Genomic DNA, 22,298 nt, shown 5'->3' on the forward strand with positions numbered 1-22,298 from the left:
GTGTTTGTCAACGCGATGCGTGGTAACTACCTCGCAGGAAGAGGAGAACATCATGCCCCGCGACGTGATCTTGGTAGACCCATTGCCGCGAACACTCGACCTGATCATGGAGCCAGGCGTGCGACACCGCCTGGAACAGCTCGGCGAACTTTTCATCTCGGAAGACAAACCCATGTCCGCCGAACAGATCGACGATCTGCTTCCCGAGACCGTCCTTATCTTTGGGCAGACGGATATGCACACGGAGCGCCTCAACCGTGCTCAAAGGCTCAAGGCAATCATCAATGTCGAGAGTAATTTCCTTCCAAACATCGACTACAAGACCTGCGTCGAGCGCGGCATCTGGGTTATCACACCTGCAGCTGCCTTCGCTTCGCCGGTTGCCGAGGCAGCATTGGGGTTGGGGCTTGACCTTGCCCGTGGGTTTACCGAGGCGGACAGGGACTTTCGTGCTGGACGCGAACAGTATGGACTTGCCGGCAACGAAGGTACGTTCCGCTTTGCAGGGGCTCCCGTCGGCATCATCGGCTTCGGCGATCTCGGACGCCAGTTCAGAGAACTGATCCGCCCGTTCAAGAACCCTGTTCGCGTCTTTGACCCATGGCTTCCCGCAGAGGTTATTACGACCTTGGATTGCATGCCGAGCAGTCTTGAAGACCTGCTCTACGCGAGCCAACTGGTATTCGTCTTTGCAAGCGTTACCAGCGAAAATCAATCCTTTCTGGGCGAGGCTGAATTCGCCATGATGAAGAAGGGAGCAGCCTTCCTTCTCATGAGCAGGGCCGCGGTCGTCGATTTCCCTGCAATGATCGCGGCGGCTGCGTCCGGACACATCCGCGTCGCCACCGATGTGTTTCCACAAGAGCCGGTGGAATTGGACGATCCTGTGCGAAAGGCACCCGGCATCCTGCTTTCCGCCCATCGGAGCGGCGGAACGCGCGACGCGTTCTATGCCCTGGGTTCGATGGCGGTTGCCGATGCTGAGTTGATAATGCGCGGGCTACCGCCCCAGCTCTGCAGGCGCGCCGACCTGGCAACGGTCAACCGGCTGCGTTCCAAGCCGGTTGATATCTCGTGACGTCTTCTGGCACGTCCCTTCGATTGCATGCGCCTCAACTCGGTCTGATTTTGTCATGCTCGGCACCGAACTATAGGGCTCCCAAGGCAAGGAATGAAGATTCCGATGCTAATACTACAGTTGCGTTTGGTGCCTTGCTTTGTAGTGAGAGAGCATTGCGGATGCTTGATGCCTGCGTCGCCAGAGTGACCATGCCAAGATGAGGCGAACTCTAATCGGGGGCTGTAGCAAGAGGCGTTTGATCAGATAACGGATCTCTGCGACGCTGGGCACGAACGCCATGGTGGTGGTCAGGCGGCGATTGGCGGGTTTGGACTCGTTTCGTTCGGTTTGCCAGCAGCGGTGCGGCGTAGATCGGCGCCGAGTTTGGCGAGGAATGCCGCGGCTGCCATGACGAGCGTCATGTGCCGCTTCCAAGCATGCCAGGATCGCGCTTCGCAATGATCCAGGCCGAGGTCGTCCTTCGCACGCTGGAAGCATTCTTCCACGGTCCAACGCAGCCCGGCAGCGCCCGCCAATTCGCTCAGTTCCGTACCGGCGGGCGCAAAGACAAAGTAATAGGCGCGCGCATCGGGTTCGCGTCGGCTGCGCCGGATCAGAAGCCAGCGCTCCCATTGTGGATCCGGGCGAGAGCTGAGAGGAATACGGGCCCAATCATAAAGCCGAAGACCCTTGGCACCTTCGCCTGCTGCATGGCTCTGCCAAACCTCCGGTTTCAACTCATCAGCCATCGTTTCGGGATCGGTCTGCTCGATCCCTTGCTCACGCACAAAGCGCAGGCAATGATTGGAGCGCACTGCCAGAACATAAGGCTGGCCACGGCTTTCCAGCATCCGGCGCAGCTTGGAATCCGAACCATAAAGCGCATCCGCCAATACCCAGGCACAAGGCACGCCGGCATCCAGCGCATCGGCAATGAGCTTGGCTGCAATGGCCGGTTTGGTCGCGAAGGCTTGGGACTGGGGGACGTGAGCCGAAGCACGGCGGGCTTCATCCTCGGCCCACTCCTTCGGCAGATAAAGTTGCCGATCGATCAGGGTCTGACCGTAGCGGCTTGCATAGGCAAGGAAAACACCGATCTGACAGTTCTCGATCCGGCCGGCCGTGCCGGAATATTGTCGTGCGACACCGACTGAATGGGCGCCTTTCTTCAGGAAGCCGGTCTCATCGACCACAAGAACGCCGTCCGCGTCACCGAGAGACTCTATTGCATAAGCGCGAACCGCATCGCGCAATGCGTCAGCATCCCAATGGCTGCGCCCCAGCAGCGATTGCATCCGATAAGGGCGCTCCAGTCCTGCCTGTTCCGCCATCAGCCAGCCAGTCTTGCGCTCTACTCCCGACAACAACCCATCCAGAAAGGCACCGCACGATGCGCGCAATTCTCGGCGACCGAAGACCGGCCCCAACCGCACCTTCAAGGCATCGAGCTCACGATGCCACGCCAGAACCGACCCGGACCAACCCGCAACCGACATTGAACTTCCCTCCCGCCAAATGCGGGAAGTGAATCATGATTTCCGCTAAACCGCAACTGTAGTACTAAAGCTTGTCGCGTCTAAATCGCCTCATACCCTGCGGCTTTGAAGTAGTTTCGACATTCCTCAACGGAGAACAGTGCGCAGATGTCACTGAGGGCGTTCGATATTGCGTCGAAGCTCCTTGCGGCTTTCTTTCGTAGGAGCGACTTGAGCTTCGAGAAGGCCATTTCGATCGGGTTCAAGTCGGGCGAATAGGCCGGTAGGAACAGCAGCCTGGCACCGGTTTGTCGGATGAGTTTTTCGGCCTTTTGGCTTTTGTGGAAACGGACATTGTCGGCAATGACGATGTCGCCCTTTGATAGAGTTGGGACGAGTTGCGTTTCAATCCAAGTCTCGAATATCTCGGCATTCATTGGTGCGTTAACTATCCATGGCGCGACCATGGAATGCGATCGGAGGCCAGCGATAAACGTCTGCGTCTTCCAGGATCCGAAAGGCGCATGGCTGCGGTAACGTTGGCCCCGTAACGACCAACCGGAGCGTTTTGTCAGCTTTGTGTTTGTCGACGTCTCATCGATAAAAGTGAGGCGTGCCAGAGCCTTATCAAAAAAAGGCTTGCGCCTTTCGATCCATAGACTTCTCGCCCGAGCGATTTCCGGACGAAGCTGCTCGCTTGCCATGAGGCTTTTTTTGTGGCTTAACCCGAGCCGGTGCAACATGCGGCCGACGCTCGAGCGATGCACAATGACGCCGCGCTCGGCAAGCTCGATGCACAATTCGTCAAGCGTCAAATCACCCTTCTCAGCCATACGTTCCCGAAACCACGCACCGTGGTCGCTTAACTTGCCGCCGCCAATATGACCCTGTCGTCTCGGTGACAGAGAGCCTGTCTCACGCTTTAGAATAACAAGGTTATTCACAAAACGAGGTGACACCCGGAAATGACGGGACGCCTCGCGATTGGTATTGCCCTCTTCAACAAATGCAATAACACGGGAACGCAACTCGATCGGATGTGATTTGCCCATGATCGGTCTCCTTCCACCTAAGAAGGAATCACAAACCGGCCGATTCGAAAACCTGAATCAAAAAACGGGCGACGCGCTTTAAAATTGAAGCGCTGGGTGAGGAGATGCATATGGCGCCGAAAGATATTCTTACTGCTGAGGGTGCGTGGCCGGTTGCTGAGTGGCGTCGACATTCTTGCTGATACAGTGAAGGTAACGCTCGGACCGAAGGGCCGTAATGTCCTCATCGACAAGTCCTTTGGCGCTCCGCGCATCACCAAGGACGGCGTATCGGTCGCCAAGGAAATCGAACTCGAAGACAAGTTCGAAAACATGGGCGCCCAGATGGTCCGCGAAGTTGCTTCGAAGACCAACGACATCGCCGGCGACGGCACGACGACTGCGAGGTTCTGGCCCAGGCGATCGTTCGCGAAGGCGCCAAGGCAGTTGCTGCCGGCATGAACCCGATGGACCTGAAGCGCGGCATCGACCTCGCTGTCGCCGAAGTCGTCAAGGATCTCCAGGCCAAGGCCAAGAAGATCAACACGTCGGAAGAAGTCGCACAGGTCGGCACGATCTCCGCAAACGGCGAAAAGCAGGTCGGTCTCGACATTGCTGAGGCCATGCAGAAGGTCGGCAACGAAGGCGTTATCACCGTCGAAGAAGCCAAGACCGCTGAAACCGAACTCGAAGTCGTCGAAGGCATGCAGTTCGACCGCGGCTACCTCAGCCCGTACTTCGTGACCAACCCGGAAAAGATGATTGCGGACCGCGAAGACGCCTTCATCCTCCTGCACGAGAAGAAGCTCTCGAACCTCCAGGCCATGCTCCCGGTTCTCGAAGCTGTCGTTCAGACCGGTAAGCCGCTCCTCATCATCGGGGCGAGAACGACGACCAGGACGCCGGCATCAACATCGTGAGACGGGCACTACGCATCGTCGCTCTTCAGATCGCGGCAAATGCTGGAGACGATGCTGCCGCGGTAATTGGCAAAATACTCGACTGCTCAAACCGGTAGCTATGGCGGCATGTTCGCGATGGCATCATCGACCCCGCCAAGGTCGTCCGCTCTGCCTTGCAGAACGCGGCTTCGGTTGCTGGAATGCTCTTGACTATCCCCTGGCGGGCGCCTTTTCGCCGCGTCCCGTCAGTCTTGCCTGCAGGACCACGACCACGAGCAAGAACAAGCCACGGATCACCGATTGCCAGTAGGCAGACAAGGAAATCCAGCCCAAGCCATTTTCGAAATTGAGCACATTGAACACCATGCCAAGCAACAGCGCACCCGCAAGTGTTGCACCCACCGAGCCTGAGCCGCCAGTCAACAATGTGCCGCCAACGACAACCGAGGCGATTGCAAAGAGTTCCCACCCCACACCCTCTGTTGGCTGACCGGCACCAAATTGTGCCGCGAGGATCACACCGGCAAGACCCGCAAGGAGGCCCGAGCCGCCATAGACAGCCAGAAGCGTACGCTCCACCTTCAACCCCATGAGCGCTGCGGTGACTTCTCCGTCGCCGATCGCCAGAACATGTCGTCCAAATGCCCGCCGCTCGAGAAACACCCAGCCGACGACATAGGCGGCGACCGCAATCCAGGCGGGGATCGGAAAGCCAAGGAAGTCATCCTGTCCAATCATGGTGAAGCCGGTATCATAGGATACCGATACCGACTGGTTGTCAGCAAGAAGGAGCGCGGTACCATACGCTGCCAGCATCGCGGCAAGTGTCGCGATGAAGGGTTGGATTCGCATCTTGGTGATGACCAGGCCGTTCAGTAATCCGACGGCAAGCCCAGCGACAATGCCGCCGCCAAGTCCAGCGATCCAATGATAGGGCGACAGGAGCGCCGAAACGACACTCGCCAGCGCAGCCACCGCGCCGACTGACAGATCAATGCCGCCGGTCATGATCACGAACGCCATGCCGAGCGCAATCAGCGCGAACATCGAATTATATCGGAGGAACGTCAGTATATTAAATGGCGACAGGAAGTTATCATAGCGAAGCGCGCCAAAAACGATGAGGGCGAAGAGTGCAACGACAACTCCAACCCGCGCGAGATCCCCTGATGACTTCGGCGCCAATGGTTTGAAAATGGCAGATAGCATGAACCATCTCCTCAGGATTTGTCGGCGCGTTGCTGGATGAACACGGCAATGATGATCAGCGCCGCCTTGACGATCAGAGCAGCTGCGTCGGGCACGCCGTTGGCGAGAAGCGTGTAGCGCACGAGCTGAATCACGAGGGCACCGAGCAAGGTGCCAATGATATTGGCACGTCCGCCGGTTAGCAGCGAGCCGCCGACTGCCACGGCAGCGATGGCATCGAGCTCCATACCCATACCGACAAGGTTCGCGTCGCTCGCAGAATTTCGAGCCACCACGATCAGCCCGGCGAGGCCAGCCAATCCTCCGCTGATGACATAAACAACGGTCTTGACGTGCCTGACCGGAATACCGGTGAGGCGTGCCGCCTTTTCGTTGCCTCCAACTGCGATGATCTGGCGACCGATAACCGTAAAGCGGATGAGGCAGAAGGCAAGCGCCGCAATCACAAGCATCAGGGCAACCTGAGTCGGAATCCCGGCGACACGCCCCATTGCAATGAACTGGAAAATATCGTTCTTGAACACCTGCAGATTGCCATTGGTGATGACCTGCGCGATACCGCGACCCGCAATGAAGAGTACGAGCGTTGCAACGATCGGCTGGATCGCGAACCGCGTTACCAGAAAGCCATTGAACCATCCGAGTCCCATCGCGATCAGAATGGGAATGGTAAAGGCGAGTGCGACAGCCAAGGCCGGGCTGTTGATCGGAAATAACGTCCCCATGAAGATCATGGGAGCTACGGCGCCTGATATTGCCATCAGGGAACCAACCGACAAATCAATCCCTCCTGTGGCGATGACGAGCGTCATGCCCGTCGCAACGATCACGATGGTCGCGACCTGCGTCAGGTTCACATTCAGCGTCTGCCAAGACAGGAAATTAGGCGTGACAATAATGTTGAAGACAATAAGGGCGAGGAAGGCCAGGAACGTTCCATAACGGCTCAGCATCAAAAGCAGTGAGCCGCGCGACTGAGACTGTGGTTTGACCGTCGTATCTGAAATCGTCATGTCAATTCACCTGGTGGGCCATGGCCGTCAGAAGGTTTGCCTCTGACAGCTTTTGACGCGGGAGCTCGGCGACTGACATGCCGTCGCTAAGGACAGTAACGCGGTCTGCCGCCGCAAGGAGCTCTTCAAGCTCCGAGGAAATCATCAGAACACTCAATCCCTCGTCAGCAAGGCCCCGAAGCAGCTTCAATATCTCCGCCTTGGCCCCGATGTCGATACCACGCGTCGGTTCGTCGACGATCAGCACCTTTGGATCCGTGCAAAGCCATCGCGCCAGAAGAACCTTCTGCTGGTTCCCGCCGGAAAGCTCCTTGATAGGTTGGTCAGAGGAGGCGCACTTGACCCCCAACGACTTGATAAAACGTTCGACGATAGCGTCCTGCCTTGCCCGATCTACAATTCCCGACTTCTTCAACTTCGGAAGCAGAGCAAGCGTCATGTTCTCACGGATGCTCATATCGGGTACAATTCCATCAACTTTGCGGTCCTCGGATACCAGTCCGATACCATCAGCGATCGCGTTGGCCGGTTCGCTGTACAGTCGTTCAGAACCCTCGAAGCGGATTGAACCGCGTTCCAGCTTGTCGACGCCAAAAATAATCCGCGCCGTCTCCGTGCGACCGGAACCCAAAAGGCCTGCAAGACCTGAAATCTCACCCTGGCGGACAGAAAGGCTCACATCGCGCACCCTCACGCCGGAACCGACAGCGGCGAGGTCAAGCCGGACCGGCCTTTCCGGTCCTTCAGGGCCATCTCGACTGATCGCGGCAAAGGCCGCCAGTTCGCGTCCGAGCATATGCCGGACCAATTCCACCTTCGGCATATCCTCCATCGTGCTAACCGCGACCGTCTGTCCGTCTCTCATAATCGTTACGCGATCGCAAATTGCATAGAGTTCGTCCAGTCGATGGCCGATGAAGCAGACTGCCACGCCGTTCCCTTGCAATGTCCTAATCGTGTCAAACAGAACGGCCACCTCCCGCTCGTCGAGTGAGGACGTCGGCTCGTCCATGATCAGGAGTGTGGCGTTTTGCGTGACAGCCCGTGCGATCGATACCATTTGGCGCGTTGCAGCGCTAAAGCTTGCGACCGGCCGCTCGACGTCGATATCGAGCTTGAAGGCCTTCAGAACCCTTTGCGCGCCTTCACGCATGGAACGGCGATCTAGAAATCCATATCGACGGGGCTCTCGCGACAGGTAGATGTTTTCAGCCACCGAACGCTGCGGTGCCAGATTGATCTCCTGATAGATCGTGGCGATGCCGGCCGCCTGACTTTCGGCGGGAGAAGCAAAGGCTATATCCCGGCCATTGAAACGGATCGAGCCCTCGTCACGATGATATGCACCTGTCAGGATTTTTATCAGCGTAGACTTGCCAGCGCCGTTCTGACCAACAAGCGCCATGATTTCCCCCTCGGCAATCTCGAGTGAGGACGAGCGCAAGGCCGCTACACCAGAAAACGACTTGGATATTCCCTGCATGGATAGAAGCATCGCTATACGCTCCACGACGTCCTGCCGCATACGCTTTGACAGAAAACCGGCCGGTGCGGCAAAGCCGAACCGGCCGGAAGCGATCAGCTTGCGAGATCAATAGGCGCCGGCAAGCTCCGCCTTGGCGTTTGAGCTGTCGTAGAACTTATCATCATTGATGAGCTTCGGCTCAATCTTTTCGCCCTTGGCATAGCGAGCCATAGTTTCGAATGCTTTAGGGCCAAAGCGCGGGTTGCACTCGACTACCGCACCGATTTTCCCGTCAACCACGAGACCTACGGCTTCCTTGCCACCATCGATCGAGAGAACAAGGATGTCCTTGCCCGGGACCTTGCCGGCTGCCTCGATCGCCGAGATTGCACCGATCGCCATTTCGTCATTGTGGGCGTAGACGATGTCTGCGTCCGGATGAGCCTGAAGCAGCGCCTCCGCAACCTGGCGACCTTTGTCGCGAGCGAAATCCCCAGACTGCGACGCGACGATTTCGAAGCCACCGGCGGCCTTGATCGCTTCATCAAAGCCCTTCTTGCGGTCGTTGGCGGGCGATGCGCCCGTAGTCCCCTCGAGTTCGATGATCTTGGTCTTGCCGTTCGCATTCTTGACCAGCCATTCGGCGACGCGCTGGCCTTCCTTGATGAAGTCGGAGCCGATGAAGGTCAGGTAGTCCTCGCCGGCCTTGGCAAGCTTGGGATCGACGCTGCGGTCCAGCAGTATTACCGGGATACCGGCCTTCTTGGCAGCCATTACTGCGGGGATAAGGGGCTTTTCTTCGCGAGGTGCGAGGAAGATCAGGTCGACGCCCTGAGCGATCATCGAGTTAACGTCAGCGACCTGCTTGGCAGCGGAGCCGGCAGCATCCGTATAAACCAGCTGGTAGCCAAGCTTCTCAGCCGTCTCCTTCATGCTGTTCGTCTGAGCAATTCGCCATGGATTGTTGGACTCGGTCTGCGCGAAACCAACCTTATATTTGTCTTTCTGCTTCAGCTTCGGAACGTCCGCCATTGCGGTGGCGCCGGCTACGGCAAGCGCTCCTAGGGCTGTGGCAGCAAGCATGAATCTACGACGTGAGAATGTAGCCATCTCAGTTTCTCCTCCCAAAATTTCCGGTATTCCTCCCACCGGCCGTGAGCAATAGACGCTTCACATATCCGGATATTGTAGCTAATAATATTAGCAGTCAAGCGCGATTTTATGAGCAGTTGCGAAAGGCTGGTTTGCGGCGCAGCAAATTCGCGGGAGGGAAAGTATGGGCAAGCAGAATGGCGGGGATGTCGGTCGACGGGGATCGAAAACCCGGCCCACCATGACGGATATTGCCAGGATTGCCGGCGTTTCGCAATCAAGTGTTTCACTGGTTCTGAACGAAATGTCGGGTTCGCGGATCTCGCCTGAAACCCAGGCGAAGGTTCGAGACGCAGCTAATAAAATTGGTTATAAATTACCAGGGGGCCGAAACGAGCTGCCTGCAGAGACGATCGAGAGGGATACGATCGCCTTTATCGTTGACGAAATCTCGACCAGTCCGCATCCCGTCGTCAGCCTCGATGGAGCACGCGACTACGCCTTCGAGCAGGGCTTCCTCGTCTCTGCTCATGCAACCCGCTCCAATCCCGATCTCGAGGACGCCGTGCTCCGATCGATTCTGCGCGATCCAAGTATCATCGGCGTGATCTATGCAACGATTTTCACGCGAAAGGTTCGCGTACCGGCGGGGCTCAGGAACACGCCGACCGTTCTTTTGAACTGCTACGCGGATCCGCGTCAGCAAATGGCGATCGTTCCAGGCGAAGTCGCCGGAGGCTTCTCCGCCACTGCACACTTGACAGCACTTGGTCACAGACGCATCGGCTTCATCAATGGCGAGCCTTGGATGGACGCAGCGATCGATCGCCTAAGAGGCTACAAACAAGCGCTTGCCACTGTCGACGTCGCTTTCGACGAAAACCTCGTTCGCAATGGCGACTGGCTGCCACTCAGAGGCTACGAGGCTGGGCTTGAACTCCTGTCGCTTCCCTGTCCCCCAACAGCAATCCTTTGCGGTAACGATCTCATGGCGATTGGTGTCATGGAAGCAGCTGCAGAAATGGGCCTGCGGGTGCCGGAAGACTTGTCGGTCATGGGTTATGACGATCAGGAACTAGCTCGCTACACGCACCCGCCATTATCGACGCTTGTTCTTCCAAACTACGAAATGGGCCAGAAAGCTGCAGAGGCGCTGATCGACATGGCTGTCCACGGCAAGAAGCTGCGTCCAATGACAATCAAGGTTGACGGCCCACTGGTGGTCCGCAATTCGACTGGCGAACCTCCCAATTGGACAAGAACATCCGCGGAAGCCGTGGGGCGCTAGAGCCCTTACTGCGAGAGGGGGAAAGCGCCAGGTCACGGTAACTCACACCGGTTGCGGTTTGCCACCGGCGACGGATACTTTCCATCAGTCGTTTGGCGGAAAATCCGAGAATCCCGTGGCGGTAAGCGTCGTCCGTCCACTGAGAGGGCGGGTCCCAAACAGCTTCGGCCAGTCACCCGCCCGCGGGACGCGGCCGCTCAACGCCAATAGCTGTATTCATCCCGTGATCCGCGGCCAACGAAGTAACCGATTGCGAAGGCGATTGCACCTACTCCCAATAGGAGGCTGGTCGTGGTTTCGGGATGGTCAGCAGCGCCGGTTGCGATCGCAGTGGTTTCACGCCTCACGACCTCTGCGGCTGTCTTTGCGGCTTTGCGAATCTCCTCAGGAGGGGCACTCGGAGATCCGGTAAAGCCTGCTTTAAAGTCTTCTGCCATTTTATCCTCCGCTGCATCAAACAAAGAGGAAACTGACGGGAAGGGAACCTGTTCCGAACAAAGTCGCAAGGCTCCAAAAACTTGTCGCGCAATCCCGCGCGGGCCGAGCGAAAGGCGAGCTTGCGAGAGTTCATCCCTCCGACCTGATGTGGACATTTGGCCGGCCCAACCGCGGTTTGGACGATTGTGCGACCTGCTCCTGATCAGTTTTCGAACTGGCTTGATGCTCAAAGGGGCATTCCAAGCTAAACCTCGTCCCAGGGCATTGCCATCAAGAATCGAGGAAAACAATGGACTGGACTGGAAAACGGGCTCTTGTCACCGGCGCAGGGAAGGGAATTGGCCGGGCAACAGCCATCATGTTGGCGCAGCGAGGCGCCACGGTCGTCGCGCTGACACGCAATCCCGACGATCTGGCGTCATTGTCGCAGGAGATTCAATGCGAGACGATCTGCATGGATCTAGTCAACGTGGATGCCATCAGCGAGAAGGTCACATCGGTGCTCCCCGTCGATATGTTGGTGAATTGCGCCGGCACCACAATCCTTCAGTCCTTCATTTCGAGCAATGTTCAGGACTTCAACCATGTCCTGAATGTCAACACGGTCGCCCCAATGGTTTTGGCCCAGGTCATCATCCGCGACTGGCTTTCTCGCGGCCTTAAGGGTGCAATCGTGAACGTTTCGAGCGACGCAGCTCGTCGGGGCTTGGCCAGCCACACGGCCTATTGCGCGTCAAAGGCGGCGCTTGACGCGATTACCCGCGTCATGGCTGTAGAGCTCGGCAGCGCAGGCGTTCGCGTCAATAGCGTCAATCCGACCGTAACCCTGACGCCAATGGGGGAACTGGCGTGGAGTGACCCTCTTAAGGCGGGTCCGGTTAAAGCCCGCATCCCGCTCGAACGATTCCTTGCCCCGACTGAAGTCGCAGAAGCGATCCTCTTCCTGCTGAGCGATGAAGCATCAATGGTTACGGGCATATCTTTGCCCGTCGATGGCGGTCTAGCGATTTCGTGAGTGTATCGGGCCAAGCGATCAGGCTTCAGCTTGCGCGGGAACGGTGCCAAATGATTCACCGCGCTCAAGCAACCGATCGACAATCATTCGGCCAATGGGAATGGCCGATGTCGCTGCGGGTGACGGAGCATTGAAGACATGCAGCATCCGGTTTGTCTGTTTGAAGAGAAAATCGTGCACGAGGCTCCCGTTGGCCATGACCGCCTGTGCGCGGATGCCAGCCTGTGGACGTTGAAGATCGCTGATCGTCAGCGACGGGCAGTATTTCTGGCACTGCGTCAGATAGCGCGCACGCGAGGCGGAATTGGCAAATTCCGACATTGCCGAACGCCAGTTTTTCCGCGCCATCTTCCAGAACCCGGGAAAACCCGCCATGCTGCCAACGTCCTGGAGTGAAAAACTACACTTGGCATAGCCTTCCCGCGCAAATCCAAGCACGGCGTTCGGCCCTACGGTCATTCTACCGTCGATCGTTCGCGTCAGGTGTATTCCGAGAAAGGGCAAGTCAGGATCGGGAATTGGATAGATCAGGCGCTGCGTAATCTTAGCCTTGGAGGCTGGCAACGAATAATATTCTCCCCGGAAGGGCACAATTCGATGATCGAGCTTCAGTCCCGCCATCAACGCGATGCGGTCGGACTGAAGGCCAGCGCAGGCAACAAGTTTCCGGGTTTCTATGACCTCGGATGAAGCTTCGATGCGTACACCTTTTTCATGTTCATGGATCGCGCGGACCTCGAACCCACGTTTGATCTTGCCGCCCCGCTCCACGATCCTGTGAGCCATGGCGCGGCAAACAACCGCGTAGTCGACAATTCCCGTGGAGTGGACGAGAAGGGCACCTAGACCGGCAATATTGGGTTCATCGGCTTTCAACTGACCGATCGTCAGCCTACTATACTCGATTCCATTGCGCTGCGCTCTATCCTCGAGCGCCTCCATCCGCTGCACCTCCGCATTGGTCGTTGCAACCAGTAACTTCCCGCAGGTTTCGAAGGGGATACTGTTCTCGCGGCAGAATTGCTTGGTCGCTTCTGCCCCATCCCGACAAAGCTTCGCCTTCAGGGTGCCCGGAGCGTAGTAGATCCCAGCATGGATGACACCGCTGTTGTGACCCGTCTGATGTCTCGCCAGCTCCTGCTCTTTCTCCAGCACAATGATTTTGGCGCCAGCTAGCCTTTCCTGCAGAGCCATGGCAACTGCCAACCCAACGATGCCTCCCCCAATGATGCAATGATCATACATTCGGTATACCCTAACTGTGCGACGGATAGGCCCGCGGTCGACACAGGCTAACATCCCCGCGTGACGGCGTCTTGCGATCCTTATGGGGTATGTCGCAAAACGTCGCTCAACGACCTCTCCCTGCCACCTTGATTGCGGCCGACCGGACGGAACCCACATCATTGCGTGATGTTTGAGATACCGGCGATTGACTGGCTCCCAGTTGGTGTCAACTGGCGCGAAAATGCTCGAACCACTTCCGAGTTTCATATAAACACGATAAAGCGCAGCAAGTCTTTGCGAGGCAAATCCGATTACCGGACATAACATCGGACCAATGACCGAGTGAAACTTGGCGGCCGACTTGGCGTGTCTGCCGACTTGGCGTGTCTCATCTCGACCGCTGGTCAGCTTCGGCGGCGTCGGCAATCCATCGCATCGGATGCTCGCCGCGAACAGGCGCAAACCGCTTCGTTTGACAACGGCATGAAAAACCGGAGACCATCGCCTCTTTTTGTCCCGCTAACTGGCCCGCCCAGGACAATTCAAAAACACGCTTGCTGAGGCCTTGATGCCGCTTCTGATGGCCAAACAATCCAGCCATGCCGCAACATCCTGTTGCGGCGATTTCGACCGGAGCCCCGAGTGCGGCGAAGACCTTCTTCCATGCCGACGCTCCGGGACCTCCGCTTTCGCTACAATGAAGGAAGAGTTTGGGGGGAAGCTTACTTTTGGCCAGTTTAGGAAGGGATCGCTCTCGGGCGATTTCGTCGCTCAGAAACTCTTGGATCAGCTGTATCGTTGGCCCGCTCAGGCCGGCTTTCTGATATTCTTGGCGGATCATCATGACGAAGGCTGGATCTACACCAACCATTGACCGCCCGGTTGATGCCACCTTGTCGATCGCCGACCTCAGCGTGCCTGCTTGCCGGGCAAAACGCGATCTGTCGCCGAGGACGTGGGCTGCCTTTCCACCCGGGCACATGGTGACGAACACGGGCTGATAGCCGAAGGCGCGAAGACCGTCTGCAACCGCCAATACAGCTTGAGTATCAAACAATGCGGTGAAGGGATCCTGCCAGACGAAGACCGTATCCTCAGGCCAGTGCCGTTGTGCGATTATCTCGGCGGGAAATGTTCGATAGCCACCGTTTCCCGCGCCCCTGAAGGCGAGGCGTGGCAGGTCACGCAACCCTGTTATTTTCTCCATCACCCTGTTGGTGACCCAAGCCGCAAGCGCCGCCAGCTTACGGTACCGGACGACAACGGAGGAGTATTCTTCTAGGCGCAGCACGACACGATCAGCGAGGGGCCGCCGACGTTTCTGATAAAGTATTCCGAGGAAGTGGGATTTCATCTCGGGTATGTCGACCTGTACCGGACAACCCGTCGCGCAGCCCTTGCAGCCAAGACATCCGTCGAGCGCAGAAAGCACATCACTCTCCAACTTCTCGCCCGCACGATCTTGCCGATAAGCTTGATGCCAATGCCTTAGTGCGTCAGCGCGGCCTTTTGGGGAGTGACGAAGGTCGCGTGTCGCCTTGAAGGATGGGCACATGACGTTGCTACGTTGATAGCTCAAGCATTGAGCATTGCCATTGCATTTGAAGGCAAGACTGAGAGGATCATTTTCCTTGGTGTTGACACTGCGAAACGGGGTTGTCTTAATGCCCATGAGCGACCCTGTCTCACCGACAAGCTTTCCGGGATTGAAGTGGTTCCACGGATCAAATGCTTGTTTGACCCGCCGGAACGCATCATATGCTGCAGCACCGACGAACTCTTCGAGGTATGCTCCACGCACACCCTTGCCGTGCTCCCCCCAGAAAATGCCGCCATGCCTTCGCGTCAGTTCGAAGACTCCGTCAGAAACGGTCTTCATGATGGCACGATCTTGTTCGCGATCGATATCGAGCGCGGGACGAATATGAAGACAGCCGACGTCGACATGCCCGTACATTCCATAGTTCAGCCCGTTGTTGCTCAACAGCGTCGTGAAATCGGTAACGAAAGAAGCCAGGTTTGCAACGGGGACGACGCAATCCTCGACGAAGGCAATCGGACGACGCGTGCCATCGACCTTCCCGAGCAATCCGACACTTGCCGCCCGGACCTGCCAGAGGGCAGCCATTTCTATATCGTCAACTGCGATGTGGCTTGCGATTGCTCCAGAAAGGTTCTGCGCGGTGTCTCGCAGAGCTTCGACCCTCACGATCAAATCTGCTTCATCATCCCCGACAAACTCTACGAAATTGTAGGCGATCGGTTGACCGTCACGAGCGCGCAAGGATGCTGGCAAAGCTTGCAGAATTCCAGCCTTGGCTGCCAGGTCCTGTACCCACTCGTCCATGACTTCGATCGCCAGGGGATCATGTGCTAGCAGCATGCTGCCCGCGTCCAGGGCTGCGCCGAATGTCTTAAAGCCGATAACGATCAGTCGCTTGTATTTTGGCCTGCGCAACAGACGTAACCGAACACGCGTAACGAGGCCAAGGGTACCCTCTGCACCAATCGGGAGGCGCCACCATTCGAGTTCGCGCTCAGGCTGTTTTGCGCGCTCCAGGTCATATCCGGTGAACCTGCGGGAAAGTGCCGGGACGTGGTCGAGCAAGGCAGCACGACCTGCCTCGCAGGCAAGTTCGATCTGCGAAAGCATTGAGTTCGCCCATTCGGGCGCGGGGGCAGCGCTGTCCAGCACTCGTCCCCCATCGAGGACAATCTCCATCCCAATAACGTTGTCGCTTGTCTTGCCGTAGTGCCTCGAACCTTTTCCGGATGCATCCGTGCTCACCATTCCGCCAATTGTGCATCGGCTGGCTGTGGAGGTCGTCGGCGCGAAGAACAAACCGGTTCCTGCCAACTGGTCGTTCAATTCATCGAGGACGATCCCCGGCTCCACCTCCGCCCATTGCTCATCTACGCTCATGCCGACGATTCGATTCATATACTTTTGGAAATCGACGATGACGCCGGAGTTCAAGCTCTGACCGTTTGTCCCAGTGCCACCGCCGCGTGCTGTCACGGGAATATCCCGCAAATCCTCGGCCGCGAGAACCCGCATGAGCCGCCGAACATCCTCGCCGTCACGCGGAGCAACGATCATATCTGGCATTACCGCATAAATGCTGTTGTCGGTGGACATTGCTGCGAGCAGGGCGGAATCGGTTCCTATGTCGCCCCGAAATCCGGCGTCAGCAAGTTCCTTGGGAAGCCGCTCAAGGGCAGTATGGTATGTGGTCGTCGGGATAGTCTGGTGCAGCATTGCAAGTATGTCCGGGGAAAGGGAGCAGTGGGCATTGAACCACACATGCCTCCTTCGTATAATTAGAAAGATATGAAAGTTTTTTCGGAAAATACGAACATAGGCCTCCGCCATCTTCGTGCGGCACTCACGGTCATGGAGGAGGGCTCCTTCAGCCGAGCCGCGCAACGCCTTGGTGTGGTGCCTTCTGCCCTCACTGAGACGATACGGATGCTAGAGGTCGAATGTGGGACGGCGATTTTTGACCGAAAGACGCGCCCCGTGAGAGCGACAGAAGCTGGCCAGTCATTCCTCGAGGGCGCGCGAGATCTCCTCGACCGCTTCGAGCTGTCACTGGCGAACCTGCGACAGCTCGGCGGTCTAAAACGTGGCCGCGTATCTATTGGCGCCGCGCCATCGGCTGTGCTCACCCCGCTATCGCACGCCATCACCAATTTTCGCGCTAGCTATCCAGACATCGACCTCGTCATCCATGACGACGTAGCCGAGCGGTTAGCCAGCATGGTGGTAAACAGAACACTTGATTTCGCCCTTGCCGGACCCGGATTTGAATCGGCTGAGTTGGAAGGACGCAAAATAAGCGAAGATCCTTTCGGTCTTGCATGCCACAAGGATCATGAGCTTGCCTGTCTCACGCGGCCGGTTCTGTTGGACGATATCAATCCCGAGAGTCTGATCGCCCTGGACGCACAAGCCGGCATAGCGAGGATGCTGGCCGACTGCCCTGATCTGCCTCCAAGGCTGCGGTTTGGGCGCATACAAACGTTTAGTACCATCGCGCAACTGACCCTGATCAGCCGCAACGCCGGTGTAGCTCTTCTCCCGCAGCAGGCCGCGAAAGTCATACAAAGCGAAGAGATCGTCTTTCGGCGGATCGCGGATTTCCGGTTGATCCGCTCGCTGTACCTGCTCACTCGCAGCCGCTCAAGTCCGTCGCCAGCCGCGCAGCGTTTCATCAGCAGTCTTCTGAAGTCGCTCCCGACGCAGGAAGTGCAGTAATCGTTCCGGGAGGATTGGCGCACACTGGCGCGACAGCTTTCGGTACCGATTGCCAGCGGCACGCCAAAAACGCAGAGAGGTTTGAGGGCAGTTGTCTCAAACAAGCGGAAGGATCAATCCTTGGCACCGATTGCTTTGCACGTTCCGGCATCTTTTGTCGGACGGTGAAGGCGAGACCATTGCGATCGACCATAACGATAGGTGCGGGCTTTCGTACGGTATCCGTCTTAAATACCGGAGCGGTAAAACCGCACCGGTAGCTTCCCGTTGCCTCAGCGTGCCGCCCAATTCGCGCCGCGTCGGAAAATCGTCTTCATCTCGGGCACCAGGAACTCCTTGGCCTGATGACCGAGGGAGGAATAGAAAACCCGGCCCTTGCCATATCTGCGCTTCCATGCGACGGGCATCACCACACCGTCAATCCAATAGGCATGGTCGCCGGTGAAACGTGTCGTCGCCAGCACCTCGTTCGACGGGTCGACATGCATGTAGTATTGCTCGGATGTGTAGGGAAAGTCGCTGATGCCGTCCATGACGGGATCATCCGGGCGCGTCACGTTGACCGTGTAGTCGATGATATTGCCGGGGTGGGCGACCCATTGACCGCCGATGATGAACTGGTATTCGACGCAGTCGCGAAAGCTGTCGCCGGCGCCGCCATGGTAGCCGGCAATGCCGACCCCACCTTCGATGGCGGCCGCGAGGTTCTTGATCTCTTCCTTCTCAATTTTCGACATCGTCACGATGGGCACAACGAGGCTGAGGTCATGAACAGAGGGATCTGCAAAGGCCTCGGTCGTATGTTCGACGTACACCTTGAAGCCGTCCTCCTCCAGCATGTCTTTGATGACTGCAGAGCATTCCTGCGGCTCATGGCCACTCCATCCGCCCCAGACGATCAGTGCTTCACGCATATTTTCCTCCTGATAAATTAATTCGCCAGCCTGCCATCGACGAGAGACTCTGACAGCGGTGCGGGCCGCTCTGTTTGAGTGCCTATGGTGACCGTCCCGCCACTTTCGGAGGCCGTGTGAAACGCTTCCATAACCTCAAGGACATGCAGGGCCAGATCGCCATTTGCACGATGCGGACGGTTCGAGCGAATGGCATGGGCCATGTCGGCGACACCGATCGACCGATAGTTGCCATCGCCATACGGCGCCGTCGGCAGCTGCAGCTCGAATGCACCACCCTTCCTCAACAGTTCCACGTCGCCACCGAAGTGGTTCGGGTCGGGGACGATCAACGTTCCTTCGGTTCCGTAAAGCTCCAGCGGCACGTGCTTATGGCCGGCGACGTCGAAGCTCATGCCGATCTGGACGACCGCACCGTTGGCGAAGGCCATGAGGCCCGTGACATGGGTCGGTACATGCACCGGGATATGCTCACCATTTCGCGGTTCGCTGGTGATAACCCGCTCTTTGCGCGGCGTGACGGCGATGCCCGCCACCTGCGCGACCGGTCCGAAGAGATTGACGAGATCGGTAATGTAATAGGGGCCCATATCGAGCATCGGTCCACCGCCCACTTCATAATAGAAGCCGGGATTTGGATGCCAGCGCTCGTGGCCGGGGCACATGAAGGTCGCTATTCCGCCGACGGGTTGGCCAATCACGCCTTGATCGACCAGCGTCCGAGCGGTCTGATGGCCGCCTCCGAGAAAGGTGTCGGGAGCGGCGCCGATGCGCAAGCCCCTTGCTTTTGCGGCCACAGCAAGCCGCTTTCCTTCCTCGAAATTGATTCCAAGCGGCTTTTCTGAATAGGCGTGCTTACCGGCGTCAAGTGCCTGCAGGCCAACCGCGACGTGCGCCTTCGGTATCGTCAGATTGACGATGATCTCAACCTTGGGGTCGGCAAACAGCTCATCGATCTTTCGTGCGGACACGTTGAATTCGCCAGCCTTTGCTACCGCAAGATCATAGTTGAGGTCGGCCACGCCGCGAACGTCAAGGATCGGGAAGGACGCCATCGCCTTCAGATAGGCGCCGGAGATGTTGCCGCACCCAATGATGCCGATACCGACTCGTTCCATGATTTCCTCCCGTTGGATGTCGTGATTTTTACTGTTCAGAGCGCCGGACCGGTGGTGTTCCACGGCGACTCGTAGAGTTCGTAAAGCGCTACCGCGGCTGCCCCTTGCGCCCAGAAGTCGTCCGTCGAATCGTCGAACACAAGTTCGGCAACCCCTTTCAGAGACGGGGGAACTGCAAGCGCATAGGCATTTCGCAGGCTGTCGAGAAATGGCTCCCCAAGCGCCAGGCTGGAGCCGACAAGAATGACGCGGGGCGGCGCAAACAGGGTGACGATATTGGCAATCGCCACGCCAACGGCTTCTCCGGCGCGGATCGCGGCGCTGATCAGGGTGTTATCCTCAGCCTTGATAAGCGCTTGGGCATGCGTCATCCCCCGCCCAAGCCGGATCGCCTCGGCAAATCGGCCGCTGGTGGGTTGCTCACCGAGAATTTCGCTCTCTCCAGCCTGGCTCGATAGTCGCACGACCCCGCGCGGCCCCATCCCGAGCACCAGATCGCCGAGGTTATGGCTAAGCCCGCCGGCACCGCGGAACAACTGATTGTCGTGGAGCACGCCGAGGCCAAGGGTCTGCTCCAGCGATATCAAAACCATGTCTTCCAGATCGCGGGCCTTGCCAAACCAGTGGTGCGCAAGGGTGATGGCGTGCGCATCGCTTTCAACGATGGTCGGCGTATTCAGGCGGGTCGTCATCTCGCCGGCGAAATCAACATTCGTGTCACGAAAGATCGGACTGCTGCGAATGTGGCCGGTGCGATGCTCGATCACGCCCGGAAGGCCGAGACAGACCGTGTCGACATCCTCGAGCGAAAGGCCGGCGTCGACGACACAGCGGCGGACGCCGTCCTCGACCAGATCGGCGATAACGCCGATCGGCTGGCGATCGATTCGAATGGGAAGGGTGAGTTTTGACAGCACGTCGCCGCGAAAATCGGTCACGACGAAAACGAGGCGATTGGCAGCGATCTTGGCGCCGACCACTCTTGCGGCATCCGGATTAAGTTCGAGCATAACCCTTGGTCGTCCGCGGGCCGCCTCGTTGCGAATATCGCCTTCGTGGCGCGGCAGGATGAGCCCATCGTCAAGCAGGGACGCGGTGATCGCCGAAACCGTGGTGGTCGACAGCTGTGTTCGCTCACTGATCTCGACACGCGCTATCGGCCCATGACGGCGGATCGTATCCAGCACGTTCAAGCGGTTGATCGCGCGCATCAATTCCGGATCTGCGGTCTTCATGAGGGTCTTGCTGGCTCTTCAATCTTCCCCAAGACGCGGGGCTTATCTTTTCAACGGTACGCGAATTAAATAGCGCGTCATCAACCCACTATGTCAAGGCAGTTTTGGCAATTTTCGCTCAGGGAGTTGACATTCGCCAAAACCTCCCGATGATTTATTCCGCATAAGGGAAAAATTGAAGAGGACGATTTTTCCGTTCCTGGAGGAGAATCATGTTTAATCATATGAAGGCAAAAGCCTTGCTTCGCACCCGATTCATTGCCCGCTCTGCGGCCACTGGACTTGCGCTCCTAATTGCTGCGGGAAGCGCCGCAGCTGACACCACCGTCAAGTGGCTACATCTTGAGCTCGATCCGAACTACGTCGCGATTTGGCGCAGGATTGCGGACAAATACCAGGCCGAGCATCCCGGCGTGAAGATTGAAATGCAGTTCCTTGAAAACGAGGCCTTCAAGGCAAAGCTTCCGACCTTGTTGCAGTCGAGCGATGCGCCGGATTTCTTTTACAGCTGGGGTGGCGGCGTGCTGAAGCAGCAGCTGGCAACCGGGACGCTCATGGATCTCACTGAAGCGATGAACGCCAAGGACGGTGCCTGGGTGAAGTCCTATAACCCGGCTGCGGTCAAGGGCCTGTCCTATGACGGAAAGATCGGCGCCGTGCCGTTCAAGATGGGCACTGTCTCGTTCTTCTACAACAAGGCGCTCTTCGCCAAGGCCGGCGTCGATGCTGCCGGCATCAAGTCCTGGGACGACTATCTGGTTGCCGTGAAGAAGATAAAGGGGGCCGGCATCGTTCCGATTGCAGGCGGCGGCGGCGAGAAGTGGCCGATCCATTTCTACTGGAGCTATCTGGTGATGCGCAACGGCGGCCAGAAGGTCTTCGACACTGCCAAGACCGGCGAAGGCGAGGGTTTCAACGATCCGGCGATCATCAAGGCCGGCGACCAGCTTGCCGAGCTCGGCAAGCTCGAGCCGTTCCAGCCGGGTTATCTCGGCGCCACATGGCCGCAGACGCTCGGTGTCTTCGGCGACGGCAAGGCAGCGATGATCCTGGCGTTCGAAAACACCGCGGCCAACCAGCGCACGAATGCCGGCGATGGGAAGGGGCTGGATCCTGAAAACATCGGTCGCTTCGCGTTCCCGGCTGTGACTGGCGGCGCCGGCGCCGCCACTGACACTCTCGGCGGCCTAAACGGTTGGGCGGTGACCAAGAAGGCGCCTGCTGAAACCCTTGATTTCCTTGCCTACCTGACGAACGCCGAAAATGAGCGCGAGATGGCCAAGGCCGGCATGCTCATCCCCGTCGCCGTTGGTGCCGAGGATGGTGTCACCAATCCGCTGCTGCACCAGTCTGCCGAACAGCTCGCACACTCGACCTGGCACCAAAACTTCTTCGATCAGGATCTCGGCCCGTCGGTTGGACGTGTCGTAAACGATGTCTCCGTTGCCATCGTGTCCGGACAGATGAGCCCTGCCGATGGAGCTCAGCAGATCCAGGAAGCCTTCGAGCAGGATCAGCTCTGATCAGGACTATCGCGGCGCGGAGAACCCTCCGCGCC

Annotated in this window: 17 protein-coding genes and 1 pseudogene; 6 read left to right on the forward strand and 12 right to left on the reverse strand. The window is 57.8% G+C overall.

Annotated elements, in window-relative coordinates:
* The first annotated feature begins 52 nt into the window (after positions 1 to 52).
* Entirely contained in the window at positions 53 to 1,078 is a 1,026-nt protein-coding gene (locus RGCCGE502_RS28975) for a hydroxyacid dehydrogenase (RefSeq protein WP_016557782.1), read from the forward strand.
* Between the two features lie 290 nt (positions 1,079 to 1,368).
* On the opposite strand, the gene RGCCGE502_RS28980 is transcribed toward RGCCGE502_RS28975, so the two are convergent.
* Positions 1,369 to 2,556, reverse strand: coding sequence for an IS701 family transposase (locus tag RGCCGE502_RS28980; protein ID WP_016557783.1), 1,188 nt, complete (start codon positions 2,554 to 2,556; stop codon positions 1,369 to 1,371).
* An 80-nt stretch (positions 2,557 to 2,636) separates the two neighbouring features.
* Positions 2,637 to 3,587 carry an IS630 family transposase gene (locus RGCCGE502_RS35850; protein ID WP_016557784.1) on the reverse strand — a complete coding sequence of 317 codons (951 nt, stop codon included), beginning with the start codon at positions 3,585 to 3,587 and terminating at the stop codon, positions 2,637 to 2,639.
* Between the two features lie 110 nt (positions 3,588 to 3,697).
* Between RGCCGE502_RS35850 and groEL the strand changes: the two are divergent.
* Positions 3,698 to 4,444, forward strand: a pseudogene (gene groEL / locus RGCCGE502_RS35855) (chaperonin GroEL); the annotation flags it as partial.
* A gap of 234 nt (positions 4,445 to 4,678) precedes the next feature.
* Here the strand turns inward: groEL and RGCCGE502_RS28995 are convergent.
* The 4 genes from RGCCGE502_RS28995 to RGCCGE502_RS29010 all read right to left on the reverse strand — a co-directional run bounded on the left by RGCCGE502_RS28995 (position 4,679) and on the right by RGCCGE502_RS29010 (position 9,265).
* Complete coding sequence (locus RGCCGE502_RS28995; protein ID WP_016557788.1) at positions 4,679 to 5,677, reverse strand: ABC transporter permease; 999 nt, start codon at positions 5,675 to 5,677, stop codon at positions 4,679 to 4,681.
* An 11-nt stretch (positions 5,678 to 5,688) separates the two neighbouring features.
* Positions 5,689 to 6,630, reverse strand: a complete 942-nt coding sequence (locus RGCCGE502_RS29000) for an ABC transporter permease (RefSeq protein ID WP_051158744.1) — start codon at positions 6,628 to 6,630, stop codon at positions 5,689 to 5,691.
* A 61-nt stretch (positions 6,631 to 6,691) separates the two neighbouring features.
* On the reverse strand, positions 6,692 to 8,185 hold the full coding sequence (locus tag RGCCGE502_RS29005; protein WP_016557790.1) for a sugar ABC transporter ATP-binding protein: 1,494 nt from the start codon (positions 8,183 to 8,185) through the stop codon (positions 6,692 to 6,694).
* Between the two features lie 96 nt (positions 8,186 to 8,281).
* Complete coding sequence (locus tag RGCCGE502_RS29010; RefSeq protein ID WP_016557791.1) at positions 8,282 to 9,265, reverse strand: ABC transporter substrate-binding protein; 984 nt, start codon at positions 9,263 to 9,265, stop codon at positions 8,282 to 8,284.
* A gap of 166 nt (positions 9,266 to 9,431) precedes the next feature.
* Here RGCCGE502_RS29010 and RGCCGE502_RS29015 point away from each other — a divergent pair, with 166 nt between their 5' ends.
* On the forward strand, positions 9,432 to 10,535 hold the full coding sequence (locus RGCCGE502_RS29015; RefSeq protein WP_016557792.1) for a LacI family DNA-binding transcriptional regulator: 1,104 nt from the start codon (positions 9,432 to 9,434) through the stop codon (positions 10,533 to 10,535).
* Positions 10,536 to 10,732: 197 nt separating this feature from the next.
* On the opposite strand, the gene RGCCGE502_RS29020 is transcribed toward RGCCGE502_RS29015, so the two are convergent.
* Positions 10,733 to 10,972: a hypothetical protein gene (locus RGCCGE502_RS29020; RefSeq protein ID WP_016557793.1), complete on the reverse strand. Its 240-nt coding sequence runs from the start codon at positions 10,970 to 10,972 to the stop codon at positions 10,733 to 10,735.
* Between the two features lie 290 nt (positions 10,973 to 11,262).
* On the opposite strand from RGCCGE502_RS29020, the gene RGCCGE502_RS29025 reads away from it, so the two are divergent.
* Positions 11,263 to 11,988 carry an SDR family oxidoreductase gene (locus RGCCGE502_RS29025; protein ID WP_016557794.1) on the forward strand — a complete coding sequence of 242 codons (726 nt, stop codon included), beginning with the start codon at positions 11,263 to 11,265 and terminating at the stop codon, positions 11,986 to 11,988.
* Positions 11,989 to 12,006: 18 nt separating this feature from the next.
* Here RGCCGE502_RS29025 and lhgD read toward each other — a convergent pair whose 3' ends face one another.
* Positions 12,007 to 13,233 (reverse strand): L-2-hydroxyglutarate dehydrogenase, encoded by a 1,227-nt coding sequence (gene lhgD / locus RGCCGE502_RS29030; protein ID WP_016557795.1) that lies wholly within the window; start codon positions 13,231 to 13,233, stop codon positions 12,007 to 12,009.
* Positions 13,234 to 13,603: 370 nt separating this feature from the next.
* The gene (locus RGCCGE502_RS29035) at positions 13,604 to 16,474 is read right to left on the reverse strand and encodes an FAD-binding and (Fe-S)-binding domain-containing protein (protein WP_016557796.1); all 2,871 of its coding nucleotides are present in this window, start codon (positions 16,472 to 16,474) and stop codon (positions 13,604 to 13,606) included.
* Between the two features lie 72 nt (positions 16,475 to 16,546).
* On the opposite strand from RGCCGE502_RS29035, the gene RGCCGE502_RS29040 reads away from it, so the two are divergent.
* Positions 16,547 to 17,473 (forward strand): LysR family transcriptional regulator, encoded by a 927-nt coding sequence (locus RGCCGE502_RS29040; RefSeq protein ID WP_016557797.1) that lies wholly within the window; start codon positions 16,547 to 16,549, stop codon positions 17,471 to 17,473.
* Between the two features lie 272 nt (positions 17,474 to 17,745).
* Here the strand turns inward: RGCCGE502_RS29040 and RGCCGE502_RS29045 are convergent, their stop codons facing one another.
* Genes RGCCGE502_RS29045 through RGCCGE502_RS29055 form a run of 3 tightly spaced genes read right to left on the reverse strand, consistent with a single transcriptional unit; the run spans position 17,746 to position 20,740 of the window.
* The gene (locus RGCCGE502_RS29045) at positions 17,746 to 18,387 is read right to left on the reverse strand and encodes a ThuA domain-containing protein (protein WP_016557798.1); all 642 of its coding nucleotides are present in this window, start codon (positions 18,385 to 18,387) and stop codon (positions 17,746 to 17,748) included.
* A gap of 17 nt (positions 18,388 to 18,404) precedes the next feature.
* The gene (locus tag RGCCGE502_RS29050) at positions 18,405 to 19,505 is read right to left on the reverse strand and encodes a Gfo/Idh/MocA family protein (protein WP_016557799.1); all 1,101 of its coding nucleotides are present in this window, start codon (positions 19,503 to 19,505) and stop codon (positions 18,405 to 18,407) included.
* A 35-nt stretch (positions 19,506 to 19,540) separates the two neighbouring features.
* A complete protein-coding gene (locus tag RGCCGE502_RS29055; RefSeq protein WP_016557800.1) occupies positions 19,541 to 20,740 on the reverse strand; it encodes an ROK family transcriptional regulator in 1,200 nt (399 codons plus the stop codon).
* Positions 20,741 to 20,952: 212 nt separating this feature from the next.
* On the opposite strand from RGCCGE502_RS29055, the gene RGCCGE502_RS29060 reads away from it, so the two are divergent.
* Positions 20,953 to 22,263 (forward strand): ABC transporter substrate-binding protein, encoded by a 1,311-nt coding sequence (locus RGCCGE502_RS29060; RefSeq protein ID WP_040675840.1) that lies wholly within the window; start codon positions 20,953 to 20,955, stop codon positions 22,261 to 22,263.
* The last annotated feature ends 35 nt before the right edge of the window (positions 22,264 to 22,298 follow it).

It is taken from the genome of Rhizobium grahamii CCGE 502 (assembly GCF_000298315.2).
Classification (GTDB): domain Bacteria; phylum Pseudomonadota; class Alphaproteobacteria; order Rhizobiales; family Rhizobiaceae; genus Rhizobium; species Rhizobium grahamii.

Excerpts from the sequence above, each read along its gene's own strand:
- RGCCGE502_RS28975 (WP_016557782.1), top strand. The coding sequence starts at position 53 with ATGCCCCGCGACGTGATCTTGGTAGACCCATTGCCGCGAACACTCGAC.
- RGCCGE502_RS28980 (WP_016557783.1), bottom strand. The coding sequence starts at position 2,556 with ATGTCGGTTGCGGGTTGGTCCGGGTCGGTTCTGGCGTGGCATCGTGAG.
- RGCCGE502_RS35850 (WP_016557784.1), bottom strand. The coding sequence starts at position 3,587 with ATGGGCAAATCACATCCGATCGAGTTGCGTTCCCGTGTTATTGCATTT.
- RGCCGE502_RS28995 (WP_016557788.1), bottom strand. The coding sequence starts at position 5,677 with ATGCTATCTGCCATTTTCAAACCATTGGCGCCGAAGTCATCAGGGGAT.
- RGCCGE502_RS29000 (WP_051158744.1), bottom strand. The coding sequence starts at position 6,630 with ATGCTGAGCCGTTATGGAACGTTCCTGGCCTTCCTCGCCCTTATTGTC.
- RGCCGE502_RS29005 (WP_016557790.1), bottom strand. The coding sequence starts at position 8,185 with ATGCTTCTATCCATGCAGGGAATATCCAAGTCGTTTTCTGGTGTAGCG.
- RGCCGE502_RS29010 (WP_016557791.1), bottom strand. The coding sequence starts at position 9,265 with ATGGCTACATTCTCACGTCGTAGATTCATGCTTGCTGCCACAGCCCTA.
- RGCCGE502_RS29015 (WP_016557792.1), top strand. The coding sequence starts at position 9,432 with ATGGGCAAGCAGAATGGCGGGGATGTCGGTCGACGGGGATCGAAAACC.
- RGCCGE502_RS29020 (WP_016557793.1), bottom strand. The coding sequence starts at position 10,972 with ATGGCAGAAGACTTTAAAGCAGGCTTTACCGGATCTCCGAGTGCCCCT.
- RGCCGE502_RS29025 (WP_016557794.1), top strand. The coding sequence starts at position 11,263 with ATGGACTGGACTGGAAAACGGGCTCTTGTCACCGGCGCAGGGAAGGGA.
- lhgD (WP_016557795.1), bottom strand. The coding sequence starts at position 13,233 with ATGTATGATCATTGCATCATTGGGGGAGGCATCGTTGGGTTGGCAGTT.
- RGCCGE502_RS29035 (WP_016557796.1), bottom strand. The coding sequence starts at position 16,474 with ATGCTGCACCAGACTATCCCGACGACCACATACCATACTGCCCTTGAG.
- RGCCGE502_RS29040 (WP_016557797.1), top strand. The coding sequence starts at position 16,547 with ATGAAAGTTTTTTCGGAAAATACGAACATAGGCCTCCGCCATCTTCGT.
- RGCCGE502_RS29045 (WP_016557798.1), bottom strand. The coding sequence starts at position 18,387 with ATGCGTGAAGCACTGATCGTCTGGGGCGGATGGAGTGGCCATGAGCCG.
- RGCCGE502_RS29050 (WP_016557799.1), bottom strand. The coding sequence starts at position 19,505 with ATGGAACGAGTCGGTATCGGCATCATTGGGTGCGGCAACATCTCCGGC.
- RGCCGE502_RS29055 (WP_016557800.1), bottom strand. The coding sequence starts at position 20,740 with ATGAAGACCGCAGATCCGGAATTGATGCGCGCGATCAACCGCTTGAAC.
- RGCCGE502_RS29060 (WP_040675840.1), top strand. The coding sequence starts at position 20,953 with ATGTTTAATCATATGAAGGCAAAAGCCTTGCTTCGCACCCGATTCATT.